Below are 26240 nucleotides of genomic sequence, written 5' to 3' on the forward strand. Positions count from 1 at the left end.
TGTGCTGGTACTTAAGTCCAAAAAGGAAAGAAACCTGTTTATTATTAGCTTTTGTGAAAACTATGAGTCTTTAAGAACACACAACCATATTTTAACTATTTGGTTGATAAATATATTATACGAAGGAAAAAAATGAAAAATCTACTAAAATCATTAGCTCTCTTGGCGGCTATATCAGCTACAACACTATTTGCAGGCTCAGGACATAGTCATGACGCAGAGCATGGTCATAGCCACGCATCGGTAAAAGTCAGTGAAGAGAAGGTAAAGCAGATAGCTAAAAGAGAGCTCCAAGGATTGATTAAACGCTCCAAGATCGATAAAAGCTGGTCTAGCATAGAGGCACAAAGCACGGAGAAAAAGAGTTTTGGCGGTAAAATGGAGTGGGTGGCTGTTTTTATTAATGAATCCGTAAAAGATGTAAAAAAGCAAAAGCTTTATGTATTCGTCAGTGAGTACGGTGAAGTTACAGGTGCTAATTACAGCGGTAAATAGTATATGGAGCAGTCTAAACTCAGACTGCTCTGGAAATTTATAAAAAGGCAAAACATTGATATACTATATCTTTAAACTCACAGTCACGGCATTTTTAATAGTATTGATATCAGAAATTGCTAAAAGAAGCAGTTTGATGGGTGCGCTGTTGGCAGCTATTCCACTGGTCTCAATACTTGCTATGATATGGATGTATATAGATACGAACGATAGCAAAAGTGCCGTGGAGTTCTCAAGCAGGATTGTCTGGCTGATCGCTCCGTCTATGACTCTATTTATAGTGTTTCCTCTGCTGATAAAAAAAGGTATGCACTTCTATCCAAGTCTTATCATCTCTACGCTGTTGACGATCACGGCTTACTACGGTGTCATATATTTTTTAGGTAAAGTAGGGATCAAGCTATAGAAACGTCTGAGCCAGAGAAAAACTCTCTAGCTCTTAACGCTCGCTTTTAGCAGAGCTTTTAACTCCGCGATCTCTTCTCTAAGCAGGGATAGTTCGCTATTTGTGTGATTTTCAGCTGTGTGAACCTCTTCTACGATGTGCTCCTCCTCTTTTTTGTTTATGATCGACATTGCATCTACTACGATAGCGACTATAAGGTTTATCATAATGAAGGTCACGACAAAGATAAACGGAACAAAAAATACCCATGCAAGCGGATACACTTCCATGACGGGGCGCACGATTCCCATAGACCAAGACTCTAATGTCATTATCTGAAAAAGGGTGTAGAAAGATTCGCCAAGCGTTCCAAACCACTCTGGGAACTTCTCGGAGTAGAGCTGTGTCGCCATGATGGCAAAGATGTAGAAGAAGAGCCCCATGAGTGCAGCGATAGAGAGCATTCCAGGGATAACGCTTATAAGTGCGGAGACTATCTTTCTCATCTGAGGCACGACCGTGACAAGCCTAAAGAGTCTTAGAACTCTTAAAACTCTCAGTATCTCAAAACCTGCGCTTAGCGGAACAAGCGATATTGCCACAATTGAAAAGTCAAAAATGCTCCACGGGTCTTTGAAAAAAGAGAGCCTGTGAACATAGATGCGCATCGCAATCTCTATTGTAAAAATTGAGATGACAAGCGTGTTAAAAAGTGAAGTAACTCCGCCAAAATTTGCCATAAACTCTTTTGAAGTCTCAAGCCCCATAGTTATGCCGTTTAGGATGATAAGGTAGGTTATGAAGTTAACAAAGCTCCTGCTCTCTACAATCGTTTTGATTTTACTGTGCATTTGGTTCCTCTGAATTTTTTTGGAATTTTATCAACATTTGAATAACACATGGCAGTTAATTTTATGTCGGTACAATTCGATTATGAAATATATATTATTGATTTTTACTCTTCTTTTTTTTAGTGCGTGCAGCATCAAAAACTATGAACATACACAGACAAAGATCATTACTATAAAATCGCCAAAGATAAAGTTCTCAGACGTTGGTTATCTTCGCAACAGTGACAAATCAATAGAGCTTGAGCTCTTTATGGCAGGCAAAAGCATAGAGAAGATAGCCATAAACCATCTCATCTGTGTAAGTGGCGGCTGTATGAGCAAAAGCAGCTTTAACAAAGAGTATCTAAATGCCGTATATCCAGATGATACGCTTCAAAACATACTACTGTCTCGTGCTATTTACGACGGAGAAAATCTAAGTAAAACAGAGAACGGATTTACTCAAAAGATACAAGACGAAGATGTTGATATAAGCTACAGAGTGGAGCCAGAGGGCGTCTTTTTTAAAGATAGAAAAAACTCAATAATATTTAATGTAAAGGATATAGATGAATAAATTTGTAGGTGCGCATGTAAGTGCAAGCGGAGGTGTTTTCAATGCAGTTGAAAATGCAGTGGCAATAGGAGCAAAGGCATTTGCTCTTTTTACGAAAAACCAGAGACAGTGGAGCGCCAAAGAGCTTGATGGCGAGACGATAGAGAAGTTTAAAAAAGCTCTGCAAGAGAGCGGAATATTGCCTCGTCATATACTTCCTCACGACTCGTACCTTATAAACCTTGGTCATCCCGAAGCGGATAAAAGAGAAAAATCAATAGACGCTTTTTTGGATGAGGTGCAGAGATGCGAGCTATTAGGGCTTGATAGACTCAATTTTCACCCGGGAAGCCATCTTAAGCAGATAAGCGAAGATGAGTGTCTGGGTAAGATCTCAGATGCTATGAACAGAACTCTTGAAAAAACAGAGGGTGTAAGCTTGGTTCTTGAAAATACTGCAGGACAGGGAAGCAATCTAGGCTGGAAGTTTGAGCATCTGGCTCAAATAATTGATAAAGTAGAAGATAAAAGCCGTGTCGGAGTCTGCATAGACACCTGCCATATGTTCACGGCTGGTTATGATATAAGAACAAGAGAAGCTTACGATAAAACGTGGAGCGAATTTGATAAGATCATAGGTTTTAAATATTTGATGGGAATGCATATAAACGACTCAAAAGCAAAATTCGAATCGCACGTTGACAGACACCACTCTCTAGGCAAAGGCGAGATAGGGCTTGATGCGTTCAGGTTTATCATGAACGATGAGAGGATGAACGATATACCTCTTATCCTTGAGACGATCGATGATACCATCTGGAAAGATGAGATAGCGCTGCTTTACTCTTTTGAGAATTAAGTGGTTTTTGTGTAGAATCAGCGGGTTTTTAATAAAAGGGGAGGGGTTATAAGTGAGAAATATAGTTCTTTTTACTCTATTTTGCAGCAGCCTCTTCGCAGGAGGGTATAAGATTCCGGAGACATCTTTAAACTCCGTTGCTCTTAGTGCCGCAAATGTCGCACACGCTTGGGGCGCAGATGCGGCATATTATAATCCTGCAAATATGGTTTTTATGAAAAATGAGGCGGTTGTGGAAGCAAACCTTATGTATATCGGGCTTAGCGATATAAACTATAAAGCAGCAGGCATAGATATAAACTCAAAAAGAGAGAACTTTGTCGTTCCCACTCTTCACTATGTCTCGCAGGAGATAAGCGGTGCACGTTATGGGCTTAGTATAGTCTCTCCCGCAGGTCTTTCAAAAAGATGGCAGAGCGCTCCTGCGATCTACTCGGCGGAGGAGTTTACGCTTCAAACCGTAGAGATAAATCCGAGCGTTGCACTTCCTATCGGCGATAAGATAGCTGTTGCTTTGGGGATCAGAGCGATATACTCAGAGGGAGTGGTAAAAAGGAGTCCCCCTGGTGTTTCGTTAGACATGAATGGTGACTCCATAGACATAGGATATAATCTTGCACTCTCTTATAAGGCTTCACCGGAACTTGAAATGGCACTTGCGTACCGTTCAAAAGTAGATTTGAGTGTAGAGGGTGATGTTTCTCTCAACACTTTAAAAAGTAATGCATCTGTTAGTATTCCCGTACCTGCTCTTTTAAACATTGCAGTTGCCTATACTTTACCAAGTAAAACAACTTTTGAGTTTGTTTATGAGAGAAATTTTTGGTCTGAATATAAAGAACTTGATTTTGACTTTGGACAAGGCTTGCCAGATCCTGCACCAATCGCAAAGAATTGGAGAGACACTGATACTTTTCGCTTCGGTATAACGCAAAAATTGGAAAAACTAACCCTTATGGGCGGTCTGCTCATCGATGAATCACCAACGCCGAACGAGACACTTGGTTTTGAGCTGCCCGACTCTGACTCGTTCTCTGTATCATTCGGTGCAAGATACCAAGTGAGCGAGAAGATAAATGTAGGCATCGGCGCTCTTTATTCGGTAAGAGAAGATAAAAAGGTCTCAAACGGCTCACTTGAGGGCGAATTTTCAAACGCAAACGCACTGCTGATATCATCAGCTTTAGAGTATAGATTTTAAGGATATATTTGGAAACATTAATTGATTTTTTAGAAGCAAAAGATATAGAAAAAACAGTTATTTTTGCTCAGCTAAAATGTAGTAAAACAGAAGCACAGTTGTTGCAGACACTCGCAAAGAGATATATGCGTGGGGAAGATGATGTCCTCATCCTAGACCTGCTTCAAGAGATATACGGCAACGAGAAGTATGAGGGGATAAAGCACATAGCCGAGGTCAAGCTTCTTTTGGAACTTGGCTGGCTCCATCAGCAGAGCTTTACGCCTATTAAGATATCAGAGGTCACGCCTTTGGAGCTTTTAAACAGCGCGGTAGGACTATCTCCCTCATTTCTGAAACTTCTTCAAGAGGGGGCGCTTGAGAGTGAACTGCCAGACATTAAGCCATACTCGGACCATCTTGAGTATCTTCAGGATCAGTTTTTACGCATAGACCTCTACCAAAAGATGAGCGCTATCCGCCAAAATGTGCATGAGCACTCTTTGGGCATAGACAGAACTCAGGCAAAGCTAAAACAGCTTGAAAAACGTATAGAGGACAGAGTAGCTCAAACCCCTGAAAAGCTCGTGCTAGATAAGTTTTTTAAGCAGAAAAAGATGGACGCAAAAGAGCAGGTTATTTTTCTAGCTCTCCTTCGTGAAGAGTACAGCGCAACAGACGCCTCTTTGCGCGAGATGAATACGCTAATTGAGCTGATATCGCTCGATGAGTATGAACGTATAAAGAACCGCTCGCTGCTGGAGGATGGCTCAAACCTTATAAACGACGGAATAATCGACTACGAGGAGATGTTAAATCCTTTTGGCGGCATCTCGCGTGCGTTTTATATTGTAGATGATGTTCTTCAGAGCATTATCCATCCGCAAAAAAATAAAAAGGTTCGCAGAATAAAGCTTAACACGCTTATCGACGAGCAGGATATTTTTGAGCTTGTTGAACCAGAGACCTCGCTTGAAGATGTCGTACTGGCAAACGAGACGCAAGATACGCTTAAAAACCTTATGAGACAGCTAGACAAAGAGGTTGTCGGAAGACTTGTGGAGTGGGGCATCAAAGATAAAAAGAGCGGCATTGACGCAAGAATTATCTTCTACGGTGCGGCTGGAACTGGTAAAACTATGACCGCGTACTCTCTTGCAAAGTCGCTTAAGCGTCAGGTTCTGGCGTTTGACTGCTCAAAGATACTCTCTATGTATGTAGGAGAGAGCGAGAAGAATGTGCGTAAGATCTTTGATACTTTTTATGACCTTTGCGAAAAAACAAAGACGGAGCCTATCCTTCTGTTGAACGAGGCTGACCAGTTTTTGGGCGCTAGATCTAGCGGAACGAACAGCGGTGCAGATCAGATGCACAACCAGATGCAGAACATATTTTTGGAGCAGATAGAGAAGTTCAAAGGCGTTCTTATCGCTACGACAAACCTGCTTGAAAATATAGACAAAGCGTTCTCAAGACGTTTTAATTACAAGATAGAGTTCAAAAAACCGAACAAAGAGCAGAGGCTTGCATTGTGGAAAAAGATGCTCCCTCTAAACGCTCCCTACGAAGAGGGTTTTGACGCGAGTGAGCTATCAAGCTATTCATTAACGGGCGGACAGATAAGCTTGATAGTGAAAAATACCGCATATAAGGTAGCTGTAAGAGAAAAACCTCTTTTTTCTTTAGAAGATTTCGAGCAGGAGATCAAAAAAGAGAAAGATGCCAGTTTTGACAGTGAGAAGATGATGGGGTTTTTAAATAAGTAATATGAACGACTTTATGCACCAAGCAGTTAAAGAGGCATTTAGCGGCGTAGAGCACAATCACGGCGGTCCATTTGGAGCGGTGATCGTAAAAGATGGCAAGATAATCTCAAAAGCTCACAATCAGGTTATAAAGAACAACGATCCAACAGCCCACGCCGAGATGAATGCGATCAAAAAAGCCTCTAAAAAACTGGGCACGTTCGATCTTAGCGGATGTGAGATATATACCACATGTATGCCGTGTCCCATGTGTCTGGGTGCTATAAAGTGGGCAAACATTAAAACCGTTTACTACGGTGCCTCAAGCAGAGATGCCGATAAGATAGGCTTTAGAGATGCAGAGTTTTACGAAAAAGAGACATTGGAGCTAAAGAACATCGACAGAGAAGAGTGTCTGAAGCCTTTTAAAGCGTGGAGCGCAAAAGAGGATAAAACTCTCTACTAATACTCAAAAATGTTATAAATCGTAACACTTCTGTAACCTCTCAGTAATTAGTCTGTAACAAATTTTATGCAAAATGCTATTATAAAATTTGTCGCAGGAGGCACAAGTGCCAGCTTTTACAATATCGATAATAAACTACCTTGCTAAATACTACTATATAAACTCTGATGAAGCCAAAGAGATGGTCAATGATGAGTGGGACTACATAGAACAAGAGTATATCAACGGAAGCAACACCCCAAAAGATATCGCTAAATATCTGATCTCTTTATATATGGTGGCGTAAAATGTCAATCAGCGTAGAGAACTACTTTAACCATAACTACCCATCTTTTGCCAAACTGCCCACTCTTGTTCGAAATGGAGTGCTCTCTTTTTTTAAAAGAGCTTTTCATGAAGATGAGATAAATGATGTCTTGGCTAAGAACAGACACCTTGATGCGTTTGATTTTATTGAGTTCGTGCTTGATTACTTCAGCATTGACATCAATATAAATAAAAATCAGCTCTCAAGAATCCCATCTTACGGCAGAGTTGTCATAATAGCGAACCACCCGCTGGGCGCGCTTGACTCTTTGGCGCTTTTAAACGTCATTAAAGATGTAAGAAAAGATATAAAGATCGTTGCATCTAATTTTCTAGAAGAGTTTAAAAATCTCGATGAGGTGCTTATCCCGATAGAGAATGTAAAAGGGAAGATGCAAAGAGGCTCCGTGGAGGCGATTTACGAAGCACTTCAAAAAGAGCAGGTCGTGGTGATCTTTCCATCCGGCGAAGTGAGCCGCGCAAGACTTGACGGCATAAAAGACACCAAGTGGAAAAAGGGGTTTTTAAAGATAGCCCAAAATACAAAAGCTCCTATCTTGCCCATATATATCGATGCAAAAAACTCAAAGACCTTCTATCTTCTCTCAATGCTCAACAAAGCGTTGGCAACGGCTACTATCCCGCATGAGATGTTTAAACACTACAACAAAAATATCTCTTTTACCATAGGCAAGAGTATCCCATACGAGAGCTACTATGCGCCCAATATCGAGATTTCAAACAGGGTAAAGCTTCTGCGCAAGCACTTTTATCAGGTTGCCAAAAAGCAAAAAGGCATCTTTAAAACTCACAACGGCATAGCCTTGGCAGAGAACAGACAGGAGCTTAAAAAAGAGCTTCAAAATGCAAAAGCGATAGGCGAGACGACTGACGGCAAGAAGATCTATCTCTACGCCAATGCGGATGAGAACGTTCTTATAAAAGAGATAGGAAGACTTCGTGAGATTAGTTTTAGGCAGGTAAAAGAGGGGAGCGGAAAACAGAGAGACATAGATGATTTTGACTACTGTTATGAGCATATCATCCTTTGGGATGACAAAGATCTGGAGATAGTAGGTTCGTACCGCATAATAAAAGCGGGTGAGATGGTCGAGGCATACGGCATTGACGGTCTATACTCATCTACCCTTTTTGAGTTCAAGGTCGAATCTCAAGCATATCTGCAAAACTCCATTGAGCTTGGACGCAGTTTTGTGCAGCCGAAATATTGGAACTCAAGAGCGCTTGACTACCTTTGGCAGGGAATCGGCGCATACCTAAGAACAAATCCCGATATTCGTTATATGTTTGGATGCGTGAGCATATCTGGTTCTTACAGCGATGAAGCTACCGCTATTTTGGTCTATTTTTATATGAACTATTTCGGTTCAAAGGTAAAGAGTGTAAAGCATCATGAGAGCTATATTATCGATGAGGCTAAGAAAAAGAGATTTGAAGAGCTCTTTTTTAACAACGATTATGAGAAGGACATTGTCATCTTAAAGCATGAACTTCAAGTAATGGGTCATGCTATCCCGACACTATATAAACAGTATAGTGAACTTTGTGATGATGGCGGAGTTGAGTTTGTTGATTTTGGCAGAGACAGAGAGTTTGAGAACTGTGTTGACGGCTTTATCGTTGTAGATACAACCAAGTTAAAAGAACAAAAAAGAAAACGCTATCTCTTAAGGTAGTGTTACAAAATAGAGAGTTTGTAATGATTTTCTCTCATATATGTTTCAGTCCTACACATCAGCTCTAAAAGAGTGAAAAAATGTGTAGTATTTGGTAACAGTAGCCGCTTCAAATAACCTCTTAATCTTTTATTTAATACTCTTTTTGCTACAATCCACCTAACTGTTTTTTCTAAAAATATGTGAAAATATTTAAGTCAAACGGCTTATGTTTTTATGCGTTTTAAAACAATAATAATAACAAAGGTAGGTTATATGGAGCATGTAGTGACTTCAAATCCGTATTTTGGGGTGTTTGTACTTTTCCTTCTGACATTCGGTGCATTTATAGTTACGACGATTATAGCGCGTTTGGCGAGTCGTGCGCTGGCGGCTAAAAGTAACGAAAAAATTAAATTATCGGTGTATGAGTGTGGACCTGAGGTTACAAAACAGCCAAACAGAATCTCTCCGCAGTTCTATCTCTTTGCTCTGCTTTTTTTGCTTTTTGATGTAGAGATAGTCTTTATGTTCCCTTGGGCAGTTGACTTTAAGCTACTTGGATGGTTCGGTTTTGCCGAGATGTTAATGTTTATACTGCTTTTAACTATCGGTTTTATTTATGCATGGAAAAAAGGAGCGCTTGAATGGCACAACATAAAATAAATTATACGCAAAACGGCGGATTGCCGGTTGCACTTACAAGTATAGACAAGATAGTAAACTGGGGACGTTCAAACTCTATTTGGGCGCTTACTTACGGACTTGCTTGTTGCGGTATCGAGATGATGGCATCGGGTGCTTCAAGATATGACTTCGACAGATTCGGAACGATCTTTAGAGCATCTCCTCGTCAGGCAGACGTTATGATAGTTGCAGGAACGCTTACAAAAAAACATGCCGAGTTCATCAAGAGACTTTACGATCAGATGACTGAGCCAAAATGGGTTATCTCAATGGGTTCATGTGCAAATACGGGCGGTATGTTCAATACTTACGCTACTGTTCAGGGAGTTGACAGAATCATCCCTGTTGACTTGTATCTTCCAGGGTGTGCTCCTCGCCCTGAAACGCTTCAGTACGGTGTTATGCTTCTGCAAAAAAAGATTCGTGCGAACCATGCTTCAAGAGCACAAAAAGCTAAAAGGTTGATGTAATGAGAGCTTATAAACCAAAAGATGACGTACAAGCAAAAGCCTACTATACGGATAGATTTTATGTCTCTCCTCAAGTGCCTAAGTCACCGGTAGAGAGTGATGAAGTTTTTGCTGCAGACTTAGAAGCTATAAAGTCAAAAGTCGAAGTTCTTGATGCTTACATTCAAGTTGAGCAGATGGTCGTTTACATTAAGCCTGAAGATAACTACAAGGTTTTAGAGCTTTTAAGAGATGAGTGCGACTATACACAGTTAAGTGAAATGAGTGCGATTGACTGGCTTGCTGCAAGAGGCGGGTTTGAGATCTTTTACCAGATGCTAAGCATGAACAAACGCAAACGCCTTCGCATAAAAATGTTTATCAACAAAGGCGAGGCTGTAAACTCTGTAGAGAAACTTTTCCGCTCTGCTGACTGGTCTGAGCGTGAGATGTTCGATATGTTCGGCATCGAAGCAAACGGACATCCGTTTATGAAGAGAATTCTTATGCCTTACGACTGGCAGGGATATCCGCTTCTTAAAACTTATCCTCTGCAAGGCGATGAGTTTGCCTCATGGTATGAAGTTGACAAGATATACGGCAAAGAGGCACGCGATATTATCGGGCCTGAACTTCGCGATACTGCAAAAGTGGACAGATACGACTCTGAGAGATTCGCACGTCTTGGACATGAAGTGCCTAAAGGGACTAAGATCACGGGCAACGAGCCTAAGAATGAGCAGAACTATCAAGAAGATGGCGGTGTTTTCATGATTAAAAAATTCGATAAAAAAGATTCGGTCGTTATTGACGACCCTCAAAGATAGGGAGTACCATGCAAGTAAAAAACAGATTAACCCCGTTTTTTGAAAATATCACTTTTGATAGAGAAGACAATGAGATGATATTAAACTTCGGTCCTCAGCACCCTTCTGCTCACGGACAGTTACGTTTAATGCTTCACCTTCAGCAAGAGATGATTGTAAAAGCGCATCCGGATATCGGATATCTTCACCGCGGTATGGAGAAGATGGCTGAGAATATGATCTACAACGAGTTTATGCCGACGACTGACCGAATGGACTATATCGCATCATCTTCAAACAACTACGGATTTGCACTGGCAGTTGAGAAGCTTGTAGGTCTTGAAGTTCCTCGCCGTGCAAAAGTTATTCGTATGATGCTTCTTGAGATCAACCGCCTTATGAGCCACCTTTTCTGGCTGGCAACTACTGCGCTTGATATCGGTGCTATGACTGTCTTCCTTTTCGCATTCCGCGAGAGAGAGTATCTTATGGACATCATCGAGGGGTACTGCGGAGCTAGACTTACTCATGCTGCTATCCGTATCGGCGGAGTTCCTTTAGATATCCAAGATAGTTTTATCGCTCAGCTTCGTACGTTTTTAGACAAGCTTCCGGCAAATATCAAAGATTATGAAGATCTTCTTGATACTAACCGTATCTGGCTTATGAGAATGGAAGAGGTGGGAACTATCTCAAAAGAGATGGCACTTTCATGGGGCTGTACAGGACCAATGTTAAGAGCTTCGGGCGTTGCTTGGGATATCCGTAAAGAGGAGCCATACGAGCTTTATGATGAAGTAGAGTTCAAAGTTCCTTACTCTGACAAGGGCGATAACTTCGCAAGATACCGCATCTATATGGAAGAGATGAGAGAGTCTGCAAAGATCCTTTACCAGACAATAGATATGTACGAGAAATGTGTAAAAAACAATCAGACTGAGTTAATGGCTCATGCGCCGAAATATGTCTCTGCTCCAAAGCTTGACATCATGACGCAAAACTACTCTTTGATGCAGCACTTTGTTCTTGTAACTCAGGGTATGAGACCTCCTGTAGGAGAGGTTTATGTGGCTACTGAGTCCCCAAAAGGCGAGCTTGGTTTTTACATCAACTCTCAAGGCGGACCTTACCCGTACAGATTAAAACTGCGTGCTCCGTCATTCTGGCACACGGGAATTTTAACTGACCTTCTTCCTGGTCACTACATTCCGGATGTTGTTTCTATAATCGGTACAACAAATATCGTATTTGGAGAGGTAGATCGCTAATGAAAAGATATGATTTAAGACACCTAAAAGATAATTTTGAACCTAGAATGAGAGAGATATTGACATCTCATAAAGCTGGGGAAGTTGCAATCTTTTTATTTGAGATCGGTGATTTTTCTCCGATCCAAAGATCTGCGGATTTGGTAAAAGAGTGCGGGTATGAGTTGTTAAACTCTTTAAAGTTCAACGAAGTCGACTGGACTATCGTGACAAAAAAATAAGCAGGATCTAAATTTTGAGCAAAGTATATTTTTCTACTTGGAATGGTGAGTTTATAAATAACATTAACACACCTATAGAGGAGTGGAAAGAATCAGCTTACAACCTACCGGCACAATATGACTCTCATCGCGAATCAAAAGCTTTCATCGGCTGGGACGGTGTAGCACTCTTTGATGAGAACGTAGATGTTATCCGTCTTGCTATGGAGTACGCTGCACAGTATCAAGAGTACTCTGAGGCGTGCGGAAGATGCGCACCGGGGCGATGGGGCGGACGTATTTTATACGATCAGCTTGACAAGATCGCACGCGGTGAAGGTAGCAGGGCTGATTTGGACCATCTAAAAGAGATCGGCAAAAGTATGCAGATCACTTCAAAATGTGAGATCGGAAAGACTGTTCCGAACCCTATTATTGATCTTATGACTCACTTTGAAGATGTTTTTTTGGAGTGCATAGATGAGCAAAAACCATCAAAACACTACAATGAGGCAATAGGCTACATTGCAAAGATCACATCTCCATGTTCTGACGCTTGTCCTTCACATGTAGATATTCCTGCATATATTGAGGGAGTAAGAGACCTTAGAATGGACGACTCGCTTATGGCAACACGCCAGACAATGCCGCTTGCGCATGTTTGCGGTCGTGTCTGTCCGCACCCTTGTGAGGATGCATGCCGCCGTACTAACCTTGATGAGCCGATCTCTATTATGGCACTCAAGCGCCTTGGTGCCGATTGGGAGACCGATCACGGGTATGATTTCTTCCACCCGATGGAGAAGAAGCCGAGCATCGGTAAAAAAGTTGCAGTTATCGGTGCAGGTCCTGCAGGTCTTACAACCGCTTATTATCTTGCGGCTGAGGGCGTAGATGTAGATGTTTACGAAGAGCTTCCGGTTCTTGGCGGAGAGGTCGCGGTCGGTGTTCCTGAATACAGAATGCCGATTGACAAGTACAATCAGGATATCGAGTGTGTTAGAGATATGGGTGTTAACTTTATAACTAACTCCAAGATCAATGCAGACGATATGAGAAGATTTGAGAGCGAGTACGATGCAACAATGGTCGCAACAGGTACTAGGATCTCCAAAAAAGTATATTGTGAAAACGAGAGACCTGAGATAAAAGGTTACTGGGGTGCTATCGACTTTTTAGATAAAGTAAATCTTTATGAGAAGTACGGTTATACCATCTCAAAAGCTGAACAGGAAGAGAATCTTCTTACTACAGAGTATGTGGATCTAACAGGCAAGACCGTTGTCTGTGTCGGCGGCGGATTTACATCTATGGACGTTGTTCGTTGTGCTATCAGAGCAAATGCTAAAAAAGTCTATATGATCTACCGTAGAGATGAGAAGACTATTATCAAAAACACTACTTATGAAGAGTATCACGAAGCTGTTGAAGAGGGTGTAGAGTTTCTTTTCCACTCGGCAGTAGCAGAGATGAGAGATGAAGATAATATTTTAAAATCGCTTCTTATAGATAAATTTGAACTTGTTCCAGATCCAAACGGCGGACGCGCAGAACTTGTAAAGATAGAGGGTGCTTCGTATGAAATAGAAGCTGACTATCTTGTTCCTGCCGTTTCTCAATCGGCTGATCTTAAACTTCTTCCAGAAGAGTGGGAGATCGAGAAGACATCTTGGGCGACCATAAAGACAAACGGCAAGGACTATATGACATCTCGCAAAGGCATTTTTGCTTCAGGAGATTGTGAGTATGGTCCTATGACGATCGTAAATGCTGTAGGACAGGCAAAGCGTGCAGCTTCTGTAATGGCGCGCTATGTTCAAACGGGCGAGATAACTTTAACAGACGAAGAGATCATGGAGGACCACCTGAGAAAACTTCGCGTTTACGATAAGAACGAGAAAGTCACAGGATGGCTGCCTGGTGTTGCAAGACAGCACTCAACCGTACTGGAAGTTGAAGATAGAAAGTACAATAACAAAGAGGTAAACCTAGGTTTTACCCAAGAAGAAGCTATGAGCGAAGCAGAGCGCTGTATGCGCTGTTACTATATCGCAATGGTACAGGCGTAAAGGATGGGCGAAATGAACAAGATGATCAATTTTACAATTGACGGTGTGCAGGTCCAAGCGCAAAAGGGTGAGACAATTCTTACCGTAGCTCGCAAAAACGGTATCTATATTCCGACTATGTGTTATATCTCTAAAACGACTCCGTGCGCATCTTGTCGTATGTGTGTTGTAGAGGCAAAGGGTGTGGATGGATTTGTTTTAAGCTGTAATACTCCTCCTACCGAGGGTGTAGAGATCATTACAAACAATGACGAGCTTCAAAACGAGAGAGTAAACATCATGAAGCTTTATGATGTCAACCACCCTCTTGAGTGTGGTGTATGCGATAAATCCGGAGAGTGTGATCTTCAAAACAAGACACTGGAGTTTAACGTAGAGCGTCAAAACTTCTCCGCTCGCGACCAGCTTCGTCCTTTGAAAAAATGGGGGCTTATAGATTATGAGCCTTCACTTTGCATTATGTGTGAGAAGTGTGTACACGTATGTAATGAGGTCATAGGCGATGATGCTATCGAGGTGCAGTTTGGCGGATACAAATCTACCATTATTCCTAAAGGAAGCGATGTTTTAGATTGTACATTCTGCGGCGAGTGTATTGCGGTCTGCCCTGTTGGCGCACTGACTAGCAGCGGCTTTAAGTACAGAGCAAACGCTTGGGAACTTGGTCGTGTTCCTGCTACATGTGCACACTGTTCTGCGGGATGTCCTCTGGAGTATGAGACGCGTCACAGCTCTATCAACGGTGCGAATGAGATATTTAGAGTAAAAAACAACTTTGAATTTACGTCACTTTGCGGAGCGGGACGTTTCGGTTTTGATTTTGAGAACAGAGAAAATAGTGATGAGGCTGCATTTAACAGAACTATAGAGGCTCTGAAAAATGCAAAAGCGATCCGTTTCTCATCTATGATAACAAACGAAGAGGCTCATATATTGGGTCTTTTAAAAGAGAAGCTTGGGATCAAGCTCTTCAATGAAGATGCAAGAGTGTTTGGCGAGTTTATGAGAGCATACAGCTCTGTGAGTGGAAAACTTCACCACAGCGGTTCGCTTGATGCGATCAAGCAATCAGATGCCGTGATAGTGATAGGAAGCAGAATTGCAACTGACAATCCGGGTGTAAGATATGCTCTCACTACTGCTTCAAAACATAACGGTGCGAAGATCGTTTACGCGCACCCTATGGAAGATGCGCTTATGCAAAATGTGACAACACAGATGATGAAGTATGAAGTAGGAACGGAAGAGGGCGTTATGGCGCTTCTGGCTCACGAGATACTAAAAGATGCTGATCTGGATGATAGCGAGAGAGCATTTTTTAATGATCTTGACTTTGGCTATATCTGTGCCGAGACTAACATCGGCGAGGAAGAGCTCTCTTTTATGAGTAAATCTTTTGCAAGAGCAAAAAAGAGAACGCTTGTGATAGGCAACGACCTTATGGCTCATGAGAGAGCGGCTAACATTGCTAAACTTGCGGCACTAATAGAGAAGTACAGCGATTTCTCACTGGTAGTAGTTCCTCGTGAAGTGAACACTCTTGGCGTATCGCTTATAAACACTCTTGATCATGACGAAAATATTCCTGGCGTGGTTGGATACAATGCAAAAGGCGAGTTTGTGATCTCATCACTAGAGGGTGCTGATCTGGCAATACCTGCTCTTAACCAGCAGGAGGGAACTGTCGTTAGCATTGACAACAGAGTGCTTCCTACAAACGTAGCACTTCAGTTTAACGGATATACGTTAAATGATATTGCAAGAGCATTTGGCATAGATAAAGATGAGACTATCAAGTATACGCAAGAGCTAAGCAAAGAGACAGGATTTAAAGGTATCGCATTTGATAACTTAGAGAACTTCTTATCGCCTATGGGAGAAGATAACCGCGGTTATCTTCTTGATGAAGTAGCTTGTGAAGCAAACGGCGAACTTGAAGAGCTTGATGATCTGCCTGAGTTCAACGGTACTATTATCTACCACTGCGATCCTGTGCTCCAGTTCAACAACTACACTCTAAAGGCAGAGCAGCTTCCTAAGGATAACTTCCTGCATGGTTCTGCTCAGTTTAGTGTAGCTGCTAGAATTTCTGACGGGGATCTGGTTGAGATAAGCTTTGGCGGGGATAAGATCCAAAGAAAATTCAAACTAGATAGTGAACTAAAAGGAACCGTGGCTCTAAATCCTACATTTGACATAAGCGTAGATGCGGGTAGATATAGGTTTGAAAAATCCAAAATAGTGAGAGTAATGTAATGAGCAAAATTACTATAAACATTGATGGAAGAGAGATTCAGACGCAAGAGGGCGAGTATATACTCAATGCTGCCCGTGCGAACGATATCTTTATACCGGCGATCTGTTATTTGACAAGATGTAGTCCCACACTTGCGTGTAGACTTTGTCTTGTAGAGGCTGACGGCAAGCAGGTTTATGCATGTAATGCGAAATCAAAAGAGGGGATGAGCGTCGTAACATCGACTGAAAACATCATAAAAGAGCGCCGTGCAATTATGGAGGTTTATGACGTAAACCATCCTCTGCAGTGCGGTGTCTGTGATCAGTCTGGTGAGTGCGAGCTTCAAAACTATACTTTGGAGATGGGCGTAGATGCACAACACTATGCCGTTAAAGATGTAGACAGAAGCGATATCGACTGGGGGCATATTCACTACAATCCGGGTCTTTGTATCGTCTGTGAGAGATGTGTGACCGCATGTAAAGATATGATAGGCGACAACTCACTCAAAACTGTGCCGCGCGGTGCTGATGCACTTGAAGCAGAGTATAAAGAGAGTATGCCAAAAGATGCTTATGCAATGTGGAACAAACTTAACAAATCTCTTATAGGTTTGACAAGCGGCGAAGAGATGCTTGATTGTACGAGTTGTGGTGAGTGTGCCGCGGTTTGTCCGGTTGGAGCTCTTGTCGATACTCACTATATCTACACTACGAATGCGTGGGAGTGCAAGCAGATACCTGCAACGTGCGGACACTGTTCTGCAGGATGCCAGATAAGCTACGACGTAAAACATACAAGCATTGACAACACGGATGAGAAGATCTACCGCGTTATGAACGAGTGGAACTATGTTTCTCTCTGCGGTGCCGGAAGATACGGCTTTGATTACCAAAACAGAGTAGAGGCTAAAGACGCGGCGGCATTTAAAAATGCCGTGGAAGCGTTTAAAAAAGCTGACACTATCAAATTCACTTCTACAATAACCAATGAAGAGGCTCTGGTTCTACAGAAGTTAAAAGAGAAGTTCGGTTACAAGCTTGTAAACAGTGAAGCAAAGGCGTTTCAGACATTTTTAAATGACTACAGCGAGATAAGCGGTACAAAACTTTACGGTTATGACCTCGAAGCTACGCACAATGCTAACTTTGTTATCTCGGTCGGAACTGCTCTAAAGAGCGACAATCCGAATGCACGCTATGCTCTAAACAACTCTATGACAGTAAACAAGGGCGCGGGTCTTTACTTTCACCCTCTAAAAGATCCTGTTGTGGAAGGGTTTGGCAAAAGCATTATGACGATGTATCACGCTCCGCTTCAAGAAGAGGCTGTTTTATATCTTATCCTTGATCTCTTTGCAGATAAAGAGAAGCTCCCAAGCGATATTGTCTCTTATCTTGCATCATTCCACTCTACAAAGACCGTAACGGTTGAAGAGGTGATTAAAGAAGAGGTCACCGAGATCGTAAAAGTTATGAAGAAAAATGAAGAGACTGGCGAAGAGGAAGAGGTAGAAGAAGAGAAGAAGAAGATGGTTCCAAAGAAGATCTCAAAAGAGGTTGAAGTGGATGATAACCGTCTTTTAGAGATCTTAGGCGCAGATGATAATTTTATGGAGGCTCTGGAGAAAAATCTTGCTAAAAAAGATACATTTGCTCTGATAGCAGGACCGGATCTCTATACTCATCCAAACTCCAAAAATCTTGCTCGTCTTTTAGCGCTTATTGAAAAGTACAGTGCGTTTGAGCTTACTATGATACCTACGCTTACAAACTCTTTGGGAGTTGCACTGATTTGTGAGCTTGACGATGAGGCAGGTTCTTATACGATCGGCTACAACACAAAAGGTGACTTTACATTATCGGCTCTTGGCGGGGGTGATCTGGATATGCCTGCGATAAATCAGCAGGAGGGAACGCTTACAAGTATAAACAAAAGAGTAAACCCTACAAATGCGGCGGTCGGTTACAGAGGATACGAGCTAAACGATATCGCTAACGCACTCGGACTTAATGCTGAGCTTGTTATTGAGTATACCAAAGAGCTTCCTGTAGAGATGGGCTTTAGAGCAGAGGAGTTTGATAATCTTCCAAACCACTATGATAATGACGGCACTGAGCATCGCGGATACTTGTTGGAGAATATTTCAACTCCTGCAAGCGGCGATGAGAGCGTTGCTGCGTTTAGTGATGAGAAGATGCAGGGGACTCTTATCTACTTGGCAAATCCTGTAAGACAGTTCACTCCGTTTACGTATAAGACTACAAACCTTGATGAGGTAAGCGGTGTTTATATGAGTGAAGAGTTCTTAAGCGGATCTGATCTTAACGAAGGAGACAGCGTGAGAGTTAAGAGCTCAAGCGGTGAGATCGTGGCAAATATAGTAAGTGATAATAAAATAAGCGGTGACATCGTAGTGTTACCGACATTTGATTCTAAATTAAATTCAGAGGCACTGTTTAGCTCATACCGCTTTGCAACAGCTTCGATTGAAAAGGTGTAATATATGGAAACAGCATATTTAATTGAGACGATCATCAAGATCGTCGTGATTTTACTTATATTTTCTGCACTAGCGGGAATCGGTACATATTTCGAGAGAAAAGTTCTCGCATTTATGCAGCGCCGTCTAGGACCCGTAAATGTTGGACCTTTTGGTCTACTTCAAGTTGCGGCAGACGGTATTAAACTCTTTACAAAAGAGGATATCGTCCCTACAAACGTAGTTGGACGCATCTTTAAAATTGCACCTGTAATTACGGCTGCAACTGCATTTATGGCAGCGGCTGCTATTCCGTTTTTACCATCTTTTACTATATTCGGATATGAAGTTCATCCGATAGTAGCAGATATTAACATCGGTATATTATATATCTTAGGTATTATGGGAGTCGGCCTGTACGGTCCTCTTTTAGGCGGTATGGCTTCTGCGAACAAGTTCTCGCTCCTCTCTGCTGCGCGTGGTGCTGCTGTATTTATCTCTTATGAGGTTATTACGGGCTTATCTATTTTAGCTCCAATTATGATGGTAGGTTCACTTTCGCTTATCGACTTTAACGAGTATCAATCAGGCGGAATTACAGACTGGATAGTATGGTCTCAACCTGTTGCGTTCATCCTTTTCTGGATAGCGGCTTTTGCTGAGACCGGCAGAACACCTTTTCACTTGATAGCAAACGATCACGAGATCATTGACGGATTTGGAACTGAGTACTCAGGTATGAGATGGGGTCTTTTCTTCATCGGTGAGTATGCAAATATGTTCTTTATCTCTTTTGTTATGGCACTTCTGTTCCTAGGCGGCTACGGAGACGGAAGTCTTTTAGGCGCTCTTGGATTGTTAGCTAAAGTTGCGTTCTTCTTCTTCTTTTTCTTGTGGACAAGAGCGGCTTGGCCTGATATAAGACCGGATCAGCTTATGTGGCTGTGCTGGAAAGTTTTAATGCCGATAGCAGTGATAAACATAGTTATCACTGGTATAGTAATGATGTAAGGGGTGAGTATGCATAACGAACATATAGAAGAACATTTTAACAATAGAAATGTCACGGAGATAGATAGCAACTACTATATGGTAGATATTGCTCCTTACCCTACAGATGGATGGGGTAAATTTAAAAGAGTTCTAAAAAGAGCGCTAAGAGGCGAGCTTTTTGTGGGTCTTTGGGTAGTTCTAAGAGAGATGATCAGATTTGACATCCATACGGTAAAGTATCCTGAAGAGAAGATGCCAATTGGACCAAGATACAGAGCGGTTCACGAGATGAAGCGTCTTTGGGAGTCTGATACTGAAAGATGTATCGGGTGCGGACTTTGTGAGAAGATCTGTATCTCTAACTGTATCAGAATCGACACTAAGATCGATGAGAACTCTCGCAAAGAGGTAACAGAGTACAGCATCAATCTCGGTCGTTGTATCTTCTGTGGCTACTGTGCTGAAGTGTGCCCTGAGTTGGCAATTACACACGGCGGCGAGTATGAAAACGCTAGTGATCAGAGAGAGCATTTTATAATGTATCAGGATATGCTCACGCCGCTTGATAAGATGAAGGCCGGAACTCAGGTTGAGTTTGAAGGTTTTGGCGCGATCACACCACATGAAGATGAGCGTGTTAAAAAAACACCTCTAGCATATTAAGGAGTTTAGTTATGTTTGAAGCAGTTGCATTTTATCTGTTCGCTTTTTTAACGATTTCGATGTTTTATATAGCGGTGACGACGTCACAGGCGCTATATGCTCTATCGGCTTTGGCGGCAGGAATGATTTTTATATCGGCGTTTTTCTTTATTTTAGGCGCTGACTTTTTAGGTGCGATTCAGATCGTTGTTTACTCCGGTGCCGTAATGGCTCTTTATGCTTTTGGTATGATGTTCTTCGATACGACAAGAGATGTAAAAGAGAAGCAGGGCAATAAAGCTATTATTGTTGGATTAAGTATCATTAGTGCAGTTTTGGTCGTGCTTATTGTTTCTGCTCCTATAGTCGGAAGCAATATTGAAGCGCTATATCCGGTGACGGAAGGTGCGGGCAACGTTCAAGAGGTAGGTATGGTCCTCTTTACAAAATACCTTGTCCCTTTTGAAGTTGCAGCGGTAATGCTTTTGGTCGCTATGATCGCCGGTATCGTACTTGCAGGAAAGAAGATGGATCTCTCTCTTACTCTTATGAATGAACAAGAGTTGTTAAAGATGAGAGAAGAAGATAAAAGTAAGAAGGTGCTCTCATGATGGAAATAGGACTCAACCACTATCTTGTACTCTCAACTATCCTTTTTGCAATAGGATTAGTGGGAATTATGAGAAGAAAGAATCTACTTATGCTATTTTTTGCTACAGAGATACTTTTAAACTCGGTAAATATCTCTTTTGCCGCAATTTCACACTATTACGGTGATCTTACAGGTCAGATGTTCGCGTTTTTCGTTATAGCTATTGCTGCTTCTGAAGTAGCGGTCGGGCTTGGGCTTTTGATCGTATGGCATAAAAAACATAACAATATAGATCTTGACAGTATGTCAACGATGAGAGGATAAGATATGGAACTCTTTTTATATACGGCACTTTTCTCACCGCTTGTGGGTTCTTTGTTCGCTGCGCTTTTCGGTGCATCTCCAAAGACGAAGATCGCAGGAATTGTACCAAGTGTTCTTCTTGGAGTTTCGTTTTTAAGCTCTTTGGTACTTCTTATTTTAGTAATGTTTACGGGACACACTATTCATGTTGAGATGATGACTTGGATGGCTACGGGTGATCTTTACATTCCGTTTGGTTTCGTTGTCGATCAGGTAAGTGTTACTATGATGATGGTAGTAACTTTAGTCTCTACTGTTGTCCACGTTTACGCTATCGGATATATGGACCATGATGCAGGATTTAACAGATTCTTCGCGTGGCTCTCGGCATTCGTTTTCTCAATGATGATACTTGTTATGAGTGACAACTTTGCGGGTCTTTTCATTGGCTGGGAAGGTGTTGGTCTATGTTCATGGGGACTTATAGGTTTTTGGTATAAAAAAGAGAGCGCTACTTGGGCGGCTAACGAAGCGTTTATAATGAACCGTATCGCTGACCTTGGTATGCTTATCGGTATCTTTTTGGTTTACTGGAACACGGGAACTCTTCAGTATGATGAAGCTTTCGCTGCAATGCCGTCACTTGACACTGCGGTACTGACTTGGATGGGAATCTTCCTATTCATAGGTGCTATGGGTAAATCGGCTCAGTTTCCGCTTCACACTTGGCTGGCAGACGCTATGGAAGGTCCTACTCCGGTCTCTGCTCTTATTCACGCAGCAACGATGGTAACAGCGGGTGTATATCTTGTGATCCGTGCAAACCCTCTTTATGATTTGATTCCAAATGTAGGGCTTTTTATCGCATCACTAGGAGCATTTGTCGCACTTTTTGCTGCTTCAATGGCGCTTGTAAACCGCGATATGAAGAGAGTTATCGCTTACTCTACACTCTCACAGCTGGGATATATGTTTGCAGCTGCGGGTCTTGGCGCTTACTGGGTCGCGCTTTTCCACCTTATGGCACACGCGTTTTTTAAGGCGCTTCTATTCTTGGGCGCAGGTAACGTTATGCACGCTATGCATGATGAGCTTGATCCGTTTAAGATGGGTGGTCTGGGCAAAGTGATGAAGGGAACGTTTGTTATGATGACGGTAGCTTCCGTTGCACTAGCTGGAATCTTCCCGCTTGCAGGCTTCTTCTCAAAAGATCTGATCTTAGAGGTCGCTTTTGTTGAACATCACTTTATTATCTACACCGTATTGCTGCTTACTGCAGGTCTTACTGCGTTCTACTCATTTAGACTTGTAGCACTTATCTTTCACGGTGAGGACAGATATAAGCATTTCGGAATTCATCCGCACGAAGCGTATAGATTTATGCTTGTTGCGATGAGCCCGCTTCTTCTTCTTGCAGTTATTGCAGGTGCGTTTAAGATGGGATACTTCAATATGGTCACAGAGCTTCTTCCTGCGACAGAGTACCATGTTCACTCGGCTACGACGTACTGGATCATGACAATCGGAACTCAACTTTTTGTAATCGCGGCTATCGCTTATGCTTACAAAAAGTATACGAGCAAAGATATCAAAGTGCCTGATGGAACATCTAAGATGGAGAACAGTTTTGGATATAAACTGCTCATCAATCAGTACTATATTCCTTACTTCTACGAGAACTATATTGTAAAAGCGTATAGAGAGCTCTCAGAGCTTTTCTGGACGAAGATCGATCAGAAGATCGTAGATGGAACTGTTGATGGTATAGCAAATATATTTTATCAAACAGGTGAGAAAACAAGAGTTATGCAAAGCGGTAATCTATCGACTATGCTTAAGTGGATGGTAGCAGGAACTGTTGTTCTTCTATCATTGGCTGTGGTCTTTGGGCTTGCAGTTAGATATTCTGGAGAAATAAAGACAATTCTCTCAGGTTTAGGAGTTTAATAGATGTTGGATCATATCTTATCGATTTTAATTTTCTTCCCGGCATTAGCGGCAATGCTTGGATTCGTAGTCAACAGGGAGAGCATGCGCTCTTACGGTATTGCCGTTGCTGCTATTGAGTTCTTTCTTGCACTCTGGCTATGGTTTGCATTTGATTCAAATGCATCGGGTATGCAGTTTATGGAGACTATCGCGCTTGTTCCGACATTCGGTATCAACTACATAGTAGGGGTTGACGGAATTTCGCTCTTTATCGTTATTCTTGCAGCGTTCTTTACTCTCATTGGTATCGCATCTCTTGGTGAGACAAAAGATATAAAGAACATGATCATCACGCTTCTGTTCTTGCAGATGACAATGGTGGGTGTTTTCGTTGCTCTTGATGCTATCGTATTTTATGTATTTTGGGAACTCTCACTCGTACCGATGCTATACATCATCGGTGCATGGGGTGGACCTCTTAGAATCTACGCATCTGTAAAGTTCTTCTTATATACATTTGCAGGTTCGCTTGTGATGCTTGTAGGTATGCTGTTTATGGCGTACTTCTACTATCAGGCAACAGGTCAGTGGAGTTTCTCGATCTTAGAGTGGTACCGTCTGATCCTGCCTGAATCTTTCCAGATCTGGCTATTTGTTGCGTTCTTTATCGGTTTTGCTATCAAAGTTCCGATGTTCCCGTTCCATACTTGGTTGCCGTACGCTCACGGTCAGGCACCGACTATCGGTTCGGTCATACTTGCGGCTATTTTGCTAAAAATGGGAACATATGCGTTCATCCGTTTTTCACTTCCGCTATTTCCGGATGCGTCGGTCTACTTTATGTACCCGATAGCTATCTTGGCGATCATTATGATAATCTATACGGCGATGGTGGCGTACGCGCAAAAAGATATTAAGCAAGTTGTTGCTTACTCTTCCGTATCGCACATGGGTGTTATTATCCTTGGTACGTTCGCACTCAATGTTGAGGGTATCTCAGGTTCTATCTTCTTGATGATAGCGCACGGTGTCGTCTCAGGCGCGCTCTTCTTTCTTGTAGGTGTTATTTATGACAGAAGACATACAAAACTTATGAGCGAGTTTGGAGGCTTGGCTTCTGTAATGCCTCGCTATGCGACTATCTTTGGAATTATGCTTATGGCATCCGTAGGTCTTCCATTGACTATCAACTTTGTAGGTGAGTTCTTAAGTTTACTCGGTTTTTATAAGCAGTCACACATCTTAACGCTTCTAGCTGGTACTGCTATCATAGTCGGTGCTATCTATATGCTTGCGGCTTACAAGAAGATGTTCTTTGGAGAGGTTACAAAAGAGGAGAACAGAAATCTTCCTGATGTTAACAAAAGAGAACTTGTCGCTCTTGTTCCGCTTGTGATCATCACTATCTGGCTTGGTATATATCCTAAACCTGTTTTGGGAACTATAAACACAAGCGTTGAAGGCGTTGTTCAATTGATGCACGAAAAAGCGATTTCAGATGAAGCAAAAGAGAGAATCCCTAATTTGGACCTTATCATCAAAAGAACTTCAGCTAAGGAGGCACACTAATGTTATCACCTGTAAATGTTTCTATTGAGTCGCTAAACCTAATGACTCTTGTGCCAATGCTGATCCCAATCGTTGGCGCACTCTTAATCATAGTTATTGATCTGTTTAAAAGTGATCAACACAAGTCTCTTTATGTAATGCTGAGTCTTCTTGTACTTGGAGTGGATTTTGTCGCTCTCTTAGACTCTGCGGGAATATTTGAGAAAAACGGTACGGTCATGGGTCTTTTTGATGTTATGCTCATAGACGGTCTGGCTATTTTGTCACAGTTTATTATTGTCGGCGCTTCTATGCTCTTTATACCGCTTGCACTTACGCATAAGAGATTCCATGAGTTCAGTTACCCTGAGTTCTTCGCGCTCTTCTTGTTTATGATAGCGGGCTTCCAGTTTATGGTTGCAACTGACAATCTTATTCTTATATTCGTAGGACTAGAGACTGCTTCTTTGGCACTCTATACGCTTATTGCTATGCACAACCGCGACAAATCTTTTGAAGCGGCTGTAAAGTACTTTACGATGGGCGCGCTCGCAGCTGGATTTTTCAGCTTCGGTTCCATGATATTTTACGCTCTAACTGGTTCTGTTGAGATTAACCAGATAGCGGCGGTACTAAATGCGAACAACTATGAAGATATAGGCTTTGTTCTTGTGGGCGTTGTCTTCATGCTTGCATCATTCGGCTTCAAACTCTCAATGGTTCCGTTTCATACATGGACACCTGATGTTTATGAGGGTTCATCTGCTGCACTTGCGGGTTATATGTCAATTGTTCCAAAGATAGCTGCTTTCGTCGTTGCAATGAGACTATTTGAGTTCCTGATCCACAGCGGTGTTGTCTGGCTTGAGGTCATCCTCTATATGGGTGTGGTACTGACTATGACCATGGCTAACGTCTGGGCGCTTGTTCAGACAGATGTTAAGAGAATGCTTGCGTACAGCTCTATCTCGCATGCAGGTTTTGTAATGGCGGCGATATTGATCGGTACGACTCAGTCAAACAGTGCACTTTTTCTTTACTGGATACTCTTTAGCTTTACAAACCTCGGTTCGTTCTCTATGCTATGGATAAGCAGACAGAAAAATCTTCCTGCGCATCAGCAGTCGGACCACAGTTACAATAAGTTTGCGGGTATGATAAAAACTGCACCTGTTGCTGCTACTATTATGGCTCTGTTTATGTTAAGTTTGGCTGGTCTTCCTCCATTTGCTCTGTTTTGGGGTAAAATGTACTTAATAAGCTCGGCAGTTACCGGCGGATATACAGTTTTAGCACTAATTATGGCGCTTAACTCGGCAATAGCGGGTTATTACTATCTAAAACTTATCGTATATATGTTTATGAAAGATCCTATCGTTGAAGATGGCGGTCACGTTTATAGTGCAAATGCTACTCTTCCGCTCAAGACTATCATAGGTTTTGCTGCCATAGGAACTATATTTGCTTTTCTAGCGGTAAATTGGCTTTTAGACTTTATTACGGTGTTTGTATATAATAGCGGCTACTAAGATACA

Annotated in this window: 25 protein-coding genes; 24 read left to right on the plus strand and 1 reads right to left on the minus strand. The window is 42.0% G+C overall.

The features are described 5' to 3' along the window. The first annotated feature begins 132 nt into the window (after positions 1-132). Both FCU45_RS10225 and FCU45_RS10230 read left to right on the plus strand, forming a co-directional pair. Entirely contained in the window at positions 133-495 is a 363-nt protein-coding gene (locus FCU45_RS10225) for a DUF6488 family protein (RefSeq protein WP_137014945.1), read from the plus strand. Between the two features lie 55 nt (positions 496-550). Further along, entirely contained in the window at positions 551-901 is a 351-nt protein-coding gene (locus FCU45_RS10230) for a DUF3147 family protein (RefSeq protein WP_137014947.1), read from the plus strand. A gap of 26 nt (positions 902-927) precedes the next feature. Here the strand turns inward: FCU45_RS10230 and FCU45_RS10235 are convergent, their stop codons facing one another. Next, positions 928-1731: an ion transporter gene (locus FCU45_RS10235; protein WP_137014949.1), complete on the minus strand. Its 804-nt coding sequence runs from the start codon at positions 1729-1731 to the stop codon at positions 928-930. Positions 1732-1813: 82 nt separating this feature from the next. Here FCU45_RS10235 and FCU45_RS10240 point away from each other — a divergent pair, with 82 nt between their 5' ends. The 22 genes from FCU45_RS10240 to nuoN all read left to right on the plus strand — a co-directional run bounded on the left by FCU45_RS10240 (position 1814) and on the right by nuoN (position 26234). Continuing rightward, positions 1814-2287 carry a hypothetical protein gene (locus tag FCU45_RS10240; RefSeq protein WP_137014951.1) on the plus strand — a complete coding sequence of 158 codons (474 nt, stop codon included), beginning with the start codon at positions 1814-1816 and terminating at the stop codon, positions 2285-2287. Next, a complete protein-coding gene (nfo, locus tag FCU45_RS10245; RefSeq protein WP_137014953.1) occupies positions 2280-3125 on the plus strand; it encodes a deoxyribonuclease IV in 846 nt (281 codons plus the stop codon). Before FCU45_RS10240 ends, nfo begins: the two co-directional genes overlap by 8 nt. A gap of 52 nt (positions 3126-3177) precedes the next feature. Further along, entirely contained in the window at positions 3178-4326 is a 1149-nt protein-coding gene (locus FCU45_RS10250) for an OmpP1/FadL family transporter (RefSeq protein WP_137014955.1), read from the plus strand. 8 nt (positions 4327-4334) lie between these two features. After that, positions 4335-6071 carry an ATP-binding protein gene (locus FCU45_RS10255; RefSeq protein WP_137014957.1) on the plus strand — a complete coding sequence of 579 codons (1737 nt, stop codon included), beginning with the start codon at positions 4335-4337 and terminating at the stop codon, positions 6069-6071. A gap of 1 nt (position 6072) precedes the next feature. Further along, positions 6073-6516, plus strand: coding sequence for a nucleoside deaminase (locus FCU45_RS10260; RefSeq protein ID WP_137014959.1), 444 nt, complete (start codon positions 6073-6075; stop codon positions 6514-6516). Positions 6517-6622: 106 nt separating this feature from the next. Continuing rightward, complete coding sequence (locus FCU45_RS10265) at positions 6623-6802, plus strand: hypothetical protein (RefSeq protein WP_137014961.1); 180 nt, start codon at positions 6623-6625, stop codon at positions 6800-6802. 1 nt (position 6803) lies between these two features. Next, positions 6804-8519 (plus strand): bifunctional ornithine lipid synthase OlsF, encoded by a 1716-nt coding sequence (olsF, locus tag FCU45_RS10270; protein ID WP_137014963.1) that lies wholly within the window; start codon positions 6804-6806, stop codon positions 8517-8519. A gap of 255 nt (positions 8520-8774) precedes the next feature. Further along, positions 8775-9164 carry an NAD(P)H-quinone oxidoreductase subunit 3 gene (locus FCU45_RS10275; protein ID WP_137015205.1) on the plus strand — a complete coding sequence of 130 codons (390 nt, stop codon included), beginning with the start codon at positions 8775-8777 and terminating at the stop codon, positions 9162-9164. After that, the gene (locus tag FCU45_RS10280) at positions 9146-9655 is read left to right on the plus strand and encodes a NuoB/complex I 20 kDa subunit family protein (RefSeq protein ID WP_137014965.1); all 510 of its coding nucleotides are present in this window, start codon (positions 9146-9148) and stop codon (positions 9653-9655) included. Before FCU45_RS10275 ends, FCU45_RS10280 begins: the two co-directional genes overlap by 19 nt. Next, a complete protein-coding gene (locus tag FCU45_RS10285) occupies positions 9655-10461 on the plus strand; it encodes an NADH-quinone oxidoreductase subunit C (RefSeq protein WP_137014967.1) in 807 nt (268 codons plus the stop codon). The genes FCU45_RS10280 and FCU45_RS10285 overlap by 1 nt, the downstream gene beginning before the upstream one ends. A gap of 8 nt (positions 10462-10469) precedes the next feature. Further along, positions 10470-11708, plus strand: coding sequence for an NADH dehydrogenase (quinone) subunit D (gene nuoD / locus FCU45_RS10290; RefSeq protein WP_137014969.1), 1239 nt, complete (start codon positions 10470-10472; stop codon positions 11706-11708). Beyond that, positions 11708-11929 (plus strand): NADH-ubiquinone oxidoreductase subunit E family protein, encoded by a 222-nt coding sequence (locus FCU45_RS10295; RefSeq protein WP_137014971.1) that lies wholly within the window; start codon positions 11708-11710, stop codon positions 11927-11929. The genes nuoD and FCU45_RS10295 overlap by 1 nt, the downstream gene beginning before the upstream one ends. Positions 11930-11943: 14 nt before the next feature. Next, entirely contained in the window at positions 11944-13977 is a 2034-nt protein-coding gene (locus FCU45_RS10300) for an FAD-dependent oxidoreductase (protein ID WP_137014973.1), read from the plus strand. Between the two features lie 3 nt (positions 13978-13980). Continuing rightward, positions 13981-16233 (plus strand): 2Fe-2S iron-sulfur cluster-binding protein, encoded by a 2253-nt coding sequence (locus tag FCU45_RS10305; protein WP_425471119.1) that lies wholly within the window; start codon positions 13981-13983, stop codon positions 16231-16233. Continuing rightward, a complete protein-coding gene (locus FCU45_RS10310; RefSeq protein ID WP_137014977.1) occupies positions 16233-18719 on the plus strand; it encodes an NADH-quinone oxidoreductase subunit G in 2487 nt (828 codons plus the stop codon). The genes FCU45_RS10305 and FCU45_RS10310 overlap by 1 nt, the downstream gene beginning before the upstream one ends. 3 nt (positions 18720-18722) lie before the next feature. Then, a complete protein-coding gene (nuoH, locus tag FCU45_RS10315; RefSeq protein ID WP_137014979.1) occupies positions 18723-19709 on the plus strand; it encodes an NADH-quinone oxidoreductase subunit NuoH in 987 nt (328 codons plus the stop codon). Between the two features lie 9 nt (positions 19710-19718). Further along, positions 19719-20354, plus strand: a complete 636-nt coding sequence (gene nuoI / locus FCU45_RS10320) for an NADH-quinone oxidoreductase subunit NuoI (protein WP_137014981.1) — start codon at positions 19719-19721, stop codon at positions 20352-20354. 11 nt (positions 20355-20365) lie between these two features. After that, entirely contained in the window at positions 20366-20944 is a 579-nt protein-coding gene (locus tag FCU45_RS10325; protein ID WP_137014983.1) for an NADH-quinone oxidoreductase subunit J, read from the plus strand. Continuing rightward, positions 20941-21249 carry an NADH-quinone oxidoreductase subunit NuoK gene (gene nuoK, locus FCU45_RS10330; protein WP_137014985.1) on the plus strand — a complete coding sequence of 103 codons (309 nt, stop codon included), beginning with the start codon at positions 20941-20943 and terminating at the stop codon, positions 21247-21249. Before FCU45_RS10325 ends, nuoK begins: the two co-directional genes overlap by 4 nt. A 3-nt stretch (positions 21250-21252) precedes the next feature. Then, entirely contained in the window at positions 21253-23175 is a 1923-nt protein-coding gene (gene nuoL / locus FCU45_RS10335) for an NADH-quinone oxidoreductase subunit L (RefSeq protein ID WP_137014987.1), read from the plus strand. Positions 23176-23178: 3 nt separating this feature from the next. Further along, positions 23179-24726 (plus strand): NADH-quinone oxidoreductase subunit M, encoded by a 1548-nt coding sequence (locus FCU45_RS10340; protein ID WP_137014989.1) that lies wholly within the window; start codon positions 23179-23181, stop codon positions 24724-24726. Next, the gene (gene nuoN, locus FCU45_RS10345) at positions 24726-26234 is read left to right on the plus strand and encodes an NADH-quinone oxidoreductase subunit NuoN (protein ID WP_137014991.1); all 1509 of its coding nucleotides are present in this window, start codon (positions 24726-24728) and stop codon (positions 26232-26234) included. Before FCU45_RS10340 ends, nuoN begins: the two co-directional genes overlap by 1 nt. Positions 26235-26240: the final 6 nt, after the last annotated feature.

The sequence above is a fragment of the Sulfurimonas crateris genome (assembly GCF_005217605.1).
GTDB lineage: Bacteria > Campylobacterota > Campylobacteria > Campylobacterales > Sulfurimonadaceae > Sulfurimonas > Sulfurimonas crateris.

What these genes read in the sequence shown, in the direction of transcription:
- nuoH (WP_137014979.1), top strand. Translation starts at nt 18,723, where the DNA reads ATGGAAACAGCATATTTAATTGAGACGATCATCAAGATCGTCGTGATT.
- nfo (WP_137014953.1), top strand. Translation starts at nt 2,280, where the DNA reads ATGAATAAATTTGTAGGTGCGCATGTAAGTGCAAGCGGAGGTGTTTTC.
- nuoD (WP_137014969.1), top strand. Translation starts at nt 10,470, where the DNA reads ATGCAAGTAAAAAACAGATTAACCCCGTTTTTTGAAAATATCACTTTT.
- FCU45_RS10275 (WP_137015205.1), top strand. Translation starts at nt 8,775, where the DNA reads ATGGAGCATGTAGTGACTTCAAATCCGTATTTTGGGGTGTTTGTACTT.
- FCU45_RS10260 (WP_137014959.1), top strand. Translation starts at nt 6,073, where the DNA reads ATGAACGACTTTATGCACCAAGCAGTTAAAGAGGCATTTAGCGGCGTA.
- FCU45_RS10225 (WP_137014945.1), top strand. Translation starts at nt 133, where the DNA reads ATGAAAAATCTACTAAAATCATTAGCTCTCTTGGCGGCTATATCAGCT.
- FCU45_RS10340 (WP_137014989.1), top strand. Translation starts at nt 23,179, where the DNA reads ATGTTGGATCATATCTTATCGATTTTAATTTTCTTCCCGGCATTAGCG.
- FCU45_RS10325 (WP_137014983.1), top strand. Translation starts at nt 20,366, where the DNA reads ATGTTTGAAGCAGTTGCATTTTATCTGTTCGCTTTTTTAACGATTTCG.
- FCU45_RS10295 (WP_137014971.1), top strand. Translation starts at nt 11,708, where the DNA reads ATGAAAAGATATGATTTAAGACACCTAAAAGATAATTTTGAACCTAGA.
- FCU45_RS10305 (WP_425471119.1), top strand. Translation starts at nt 13,981, where the DNA reads ATGGGCGAAATGAACAAGATGATCAATTTTACAATTGACGGTGTGCAG.
- nuoK (WP_137014985.1), top strand. Translation starts at nt 20,941, where the DNA reads ATGATGGAAATAGGACTCAACCACTATCTTGTACTCTCAACTATCCTT.
- FCU45_RS10310 (WP_137014977.1), top strand. Translation starts at nt 16,233, where the DNA reads ATGAGCAAAATTACTATAAACATTGATGGAAGAGAGATTCAGACGCAA.
- nuoL (WP_137014987.1), top strand. Translation starts at nt 21,253, where the DNA reads ATGGAACTCTTTTTATATACGGCACTTTTCTCACCGCTTGTGGGTTCT.
- olsF (WP_137014963.1), top strand. Translation starts at nt 6,804, where the DNA reads ATGTCAATCAGCGTAGAGAACTACTTTAACCATAACTACCCATCTTTT.
- nuoI (WP_137014981.1), top strand. Translation starts at nt 19,719, where the DNA reads ATGCATAACGAACATATAGAAGAACATTTTAACAATAGAAATGTCACG.
- FCU45_RS10240 (WP_137014951.1), top strand. Translation starts at nt 1,814, where the DNA reads ATGAAATATATATTATTGATTTTTACTCTTCTTTTTTTTAGTGCGTGC.
- FCU45_RS10285 (WP_137014967.1), top strand. Translation starts at nt 9,655, where the DNA reads ATGAGAGCTTATAAACCAAAAGATGACGTACAAGCAAAAGCCTACTAT.
- FCU45_RS10280 (WP_137014965.1), top strand. Translation starts at nt 9,146, where the DNA reads ATGGCACAACATAAAATAAATTATACGCAAAACGGCGGATTGCCGGTT.
- nuoN (WP_137014991.1), top strand. Translation starts at nt 24,726, where the DNA reads ATGTTATCACCTGTAAATGTTTCTATTGAGTCGCTAAACCTAATGACT.
- FCU45_RS10235 (WP_137014949.1), bottom strand. Translation starts at nt 1,731, where the DNA reads ATGCACAGTAAAATCAAAACGATTGTAGAGAGCAGGAGCTTTGTTAAC.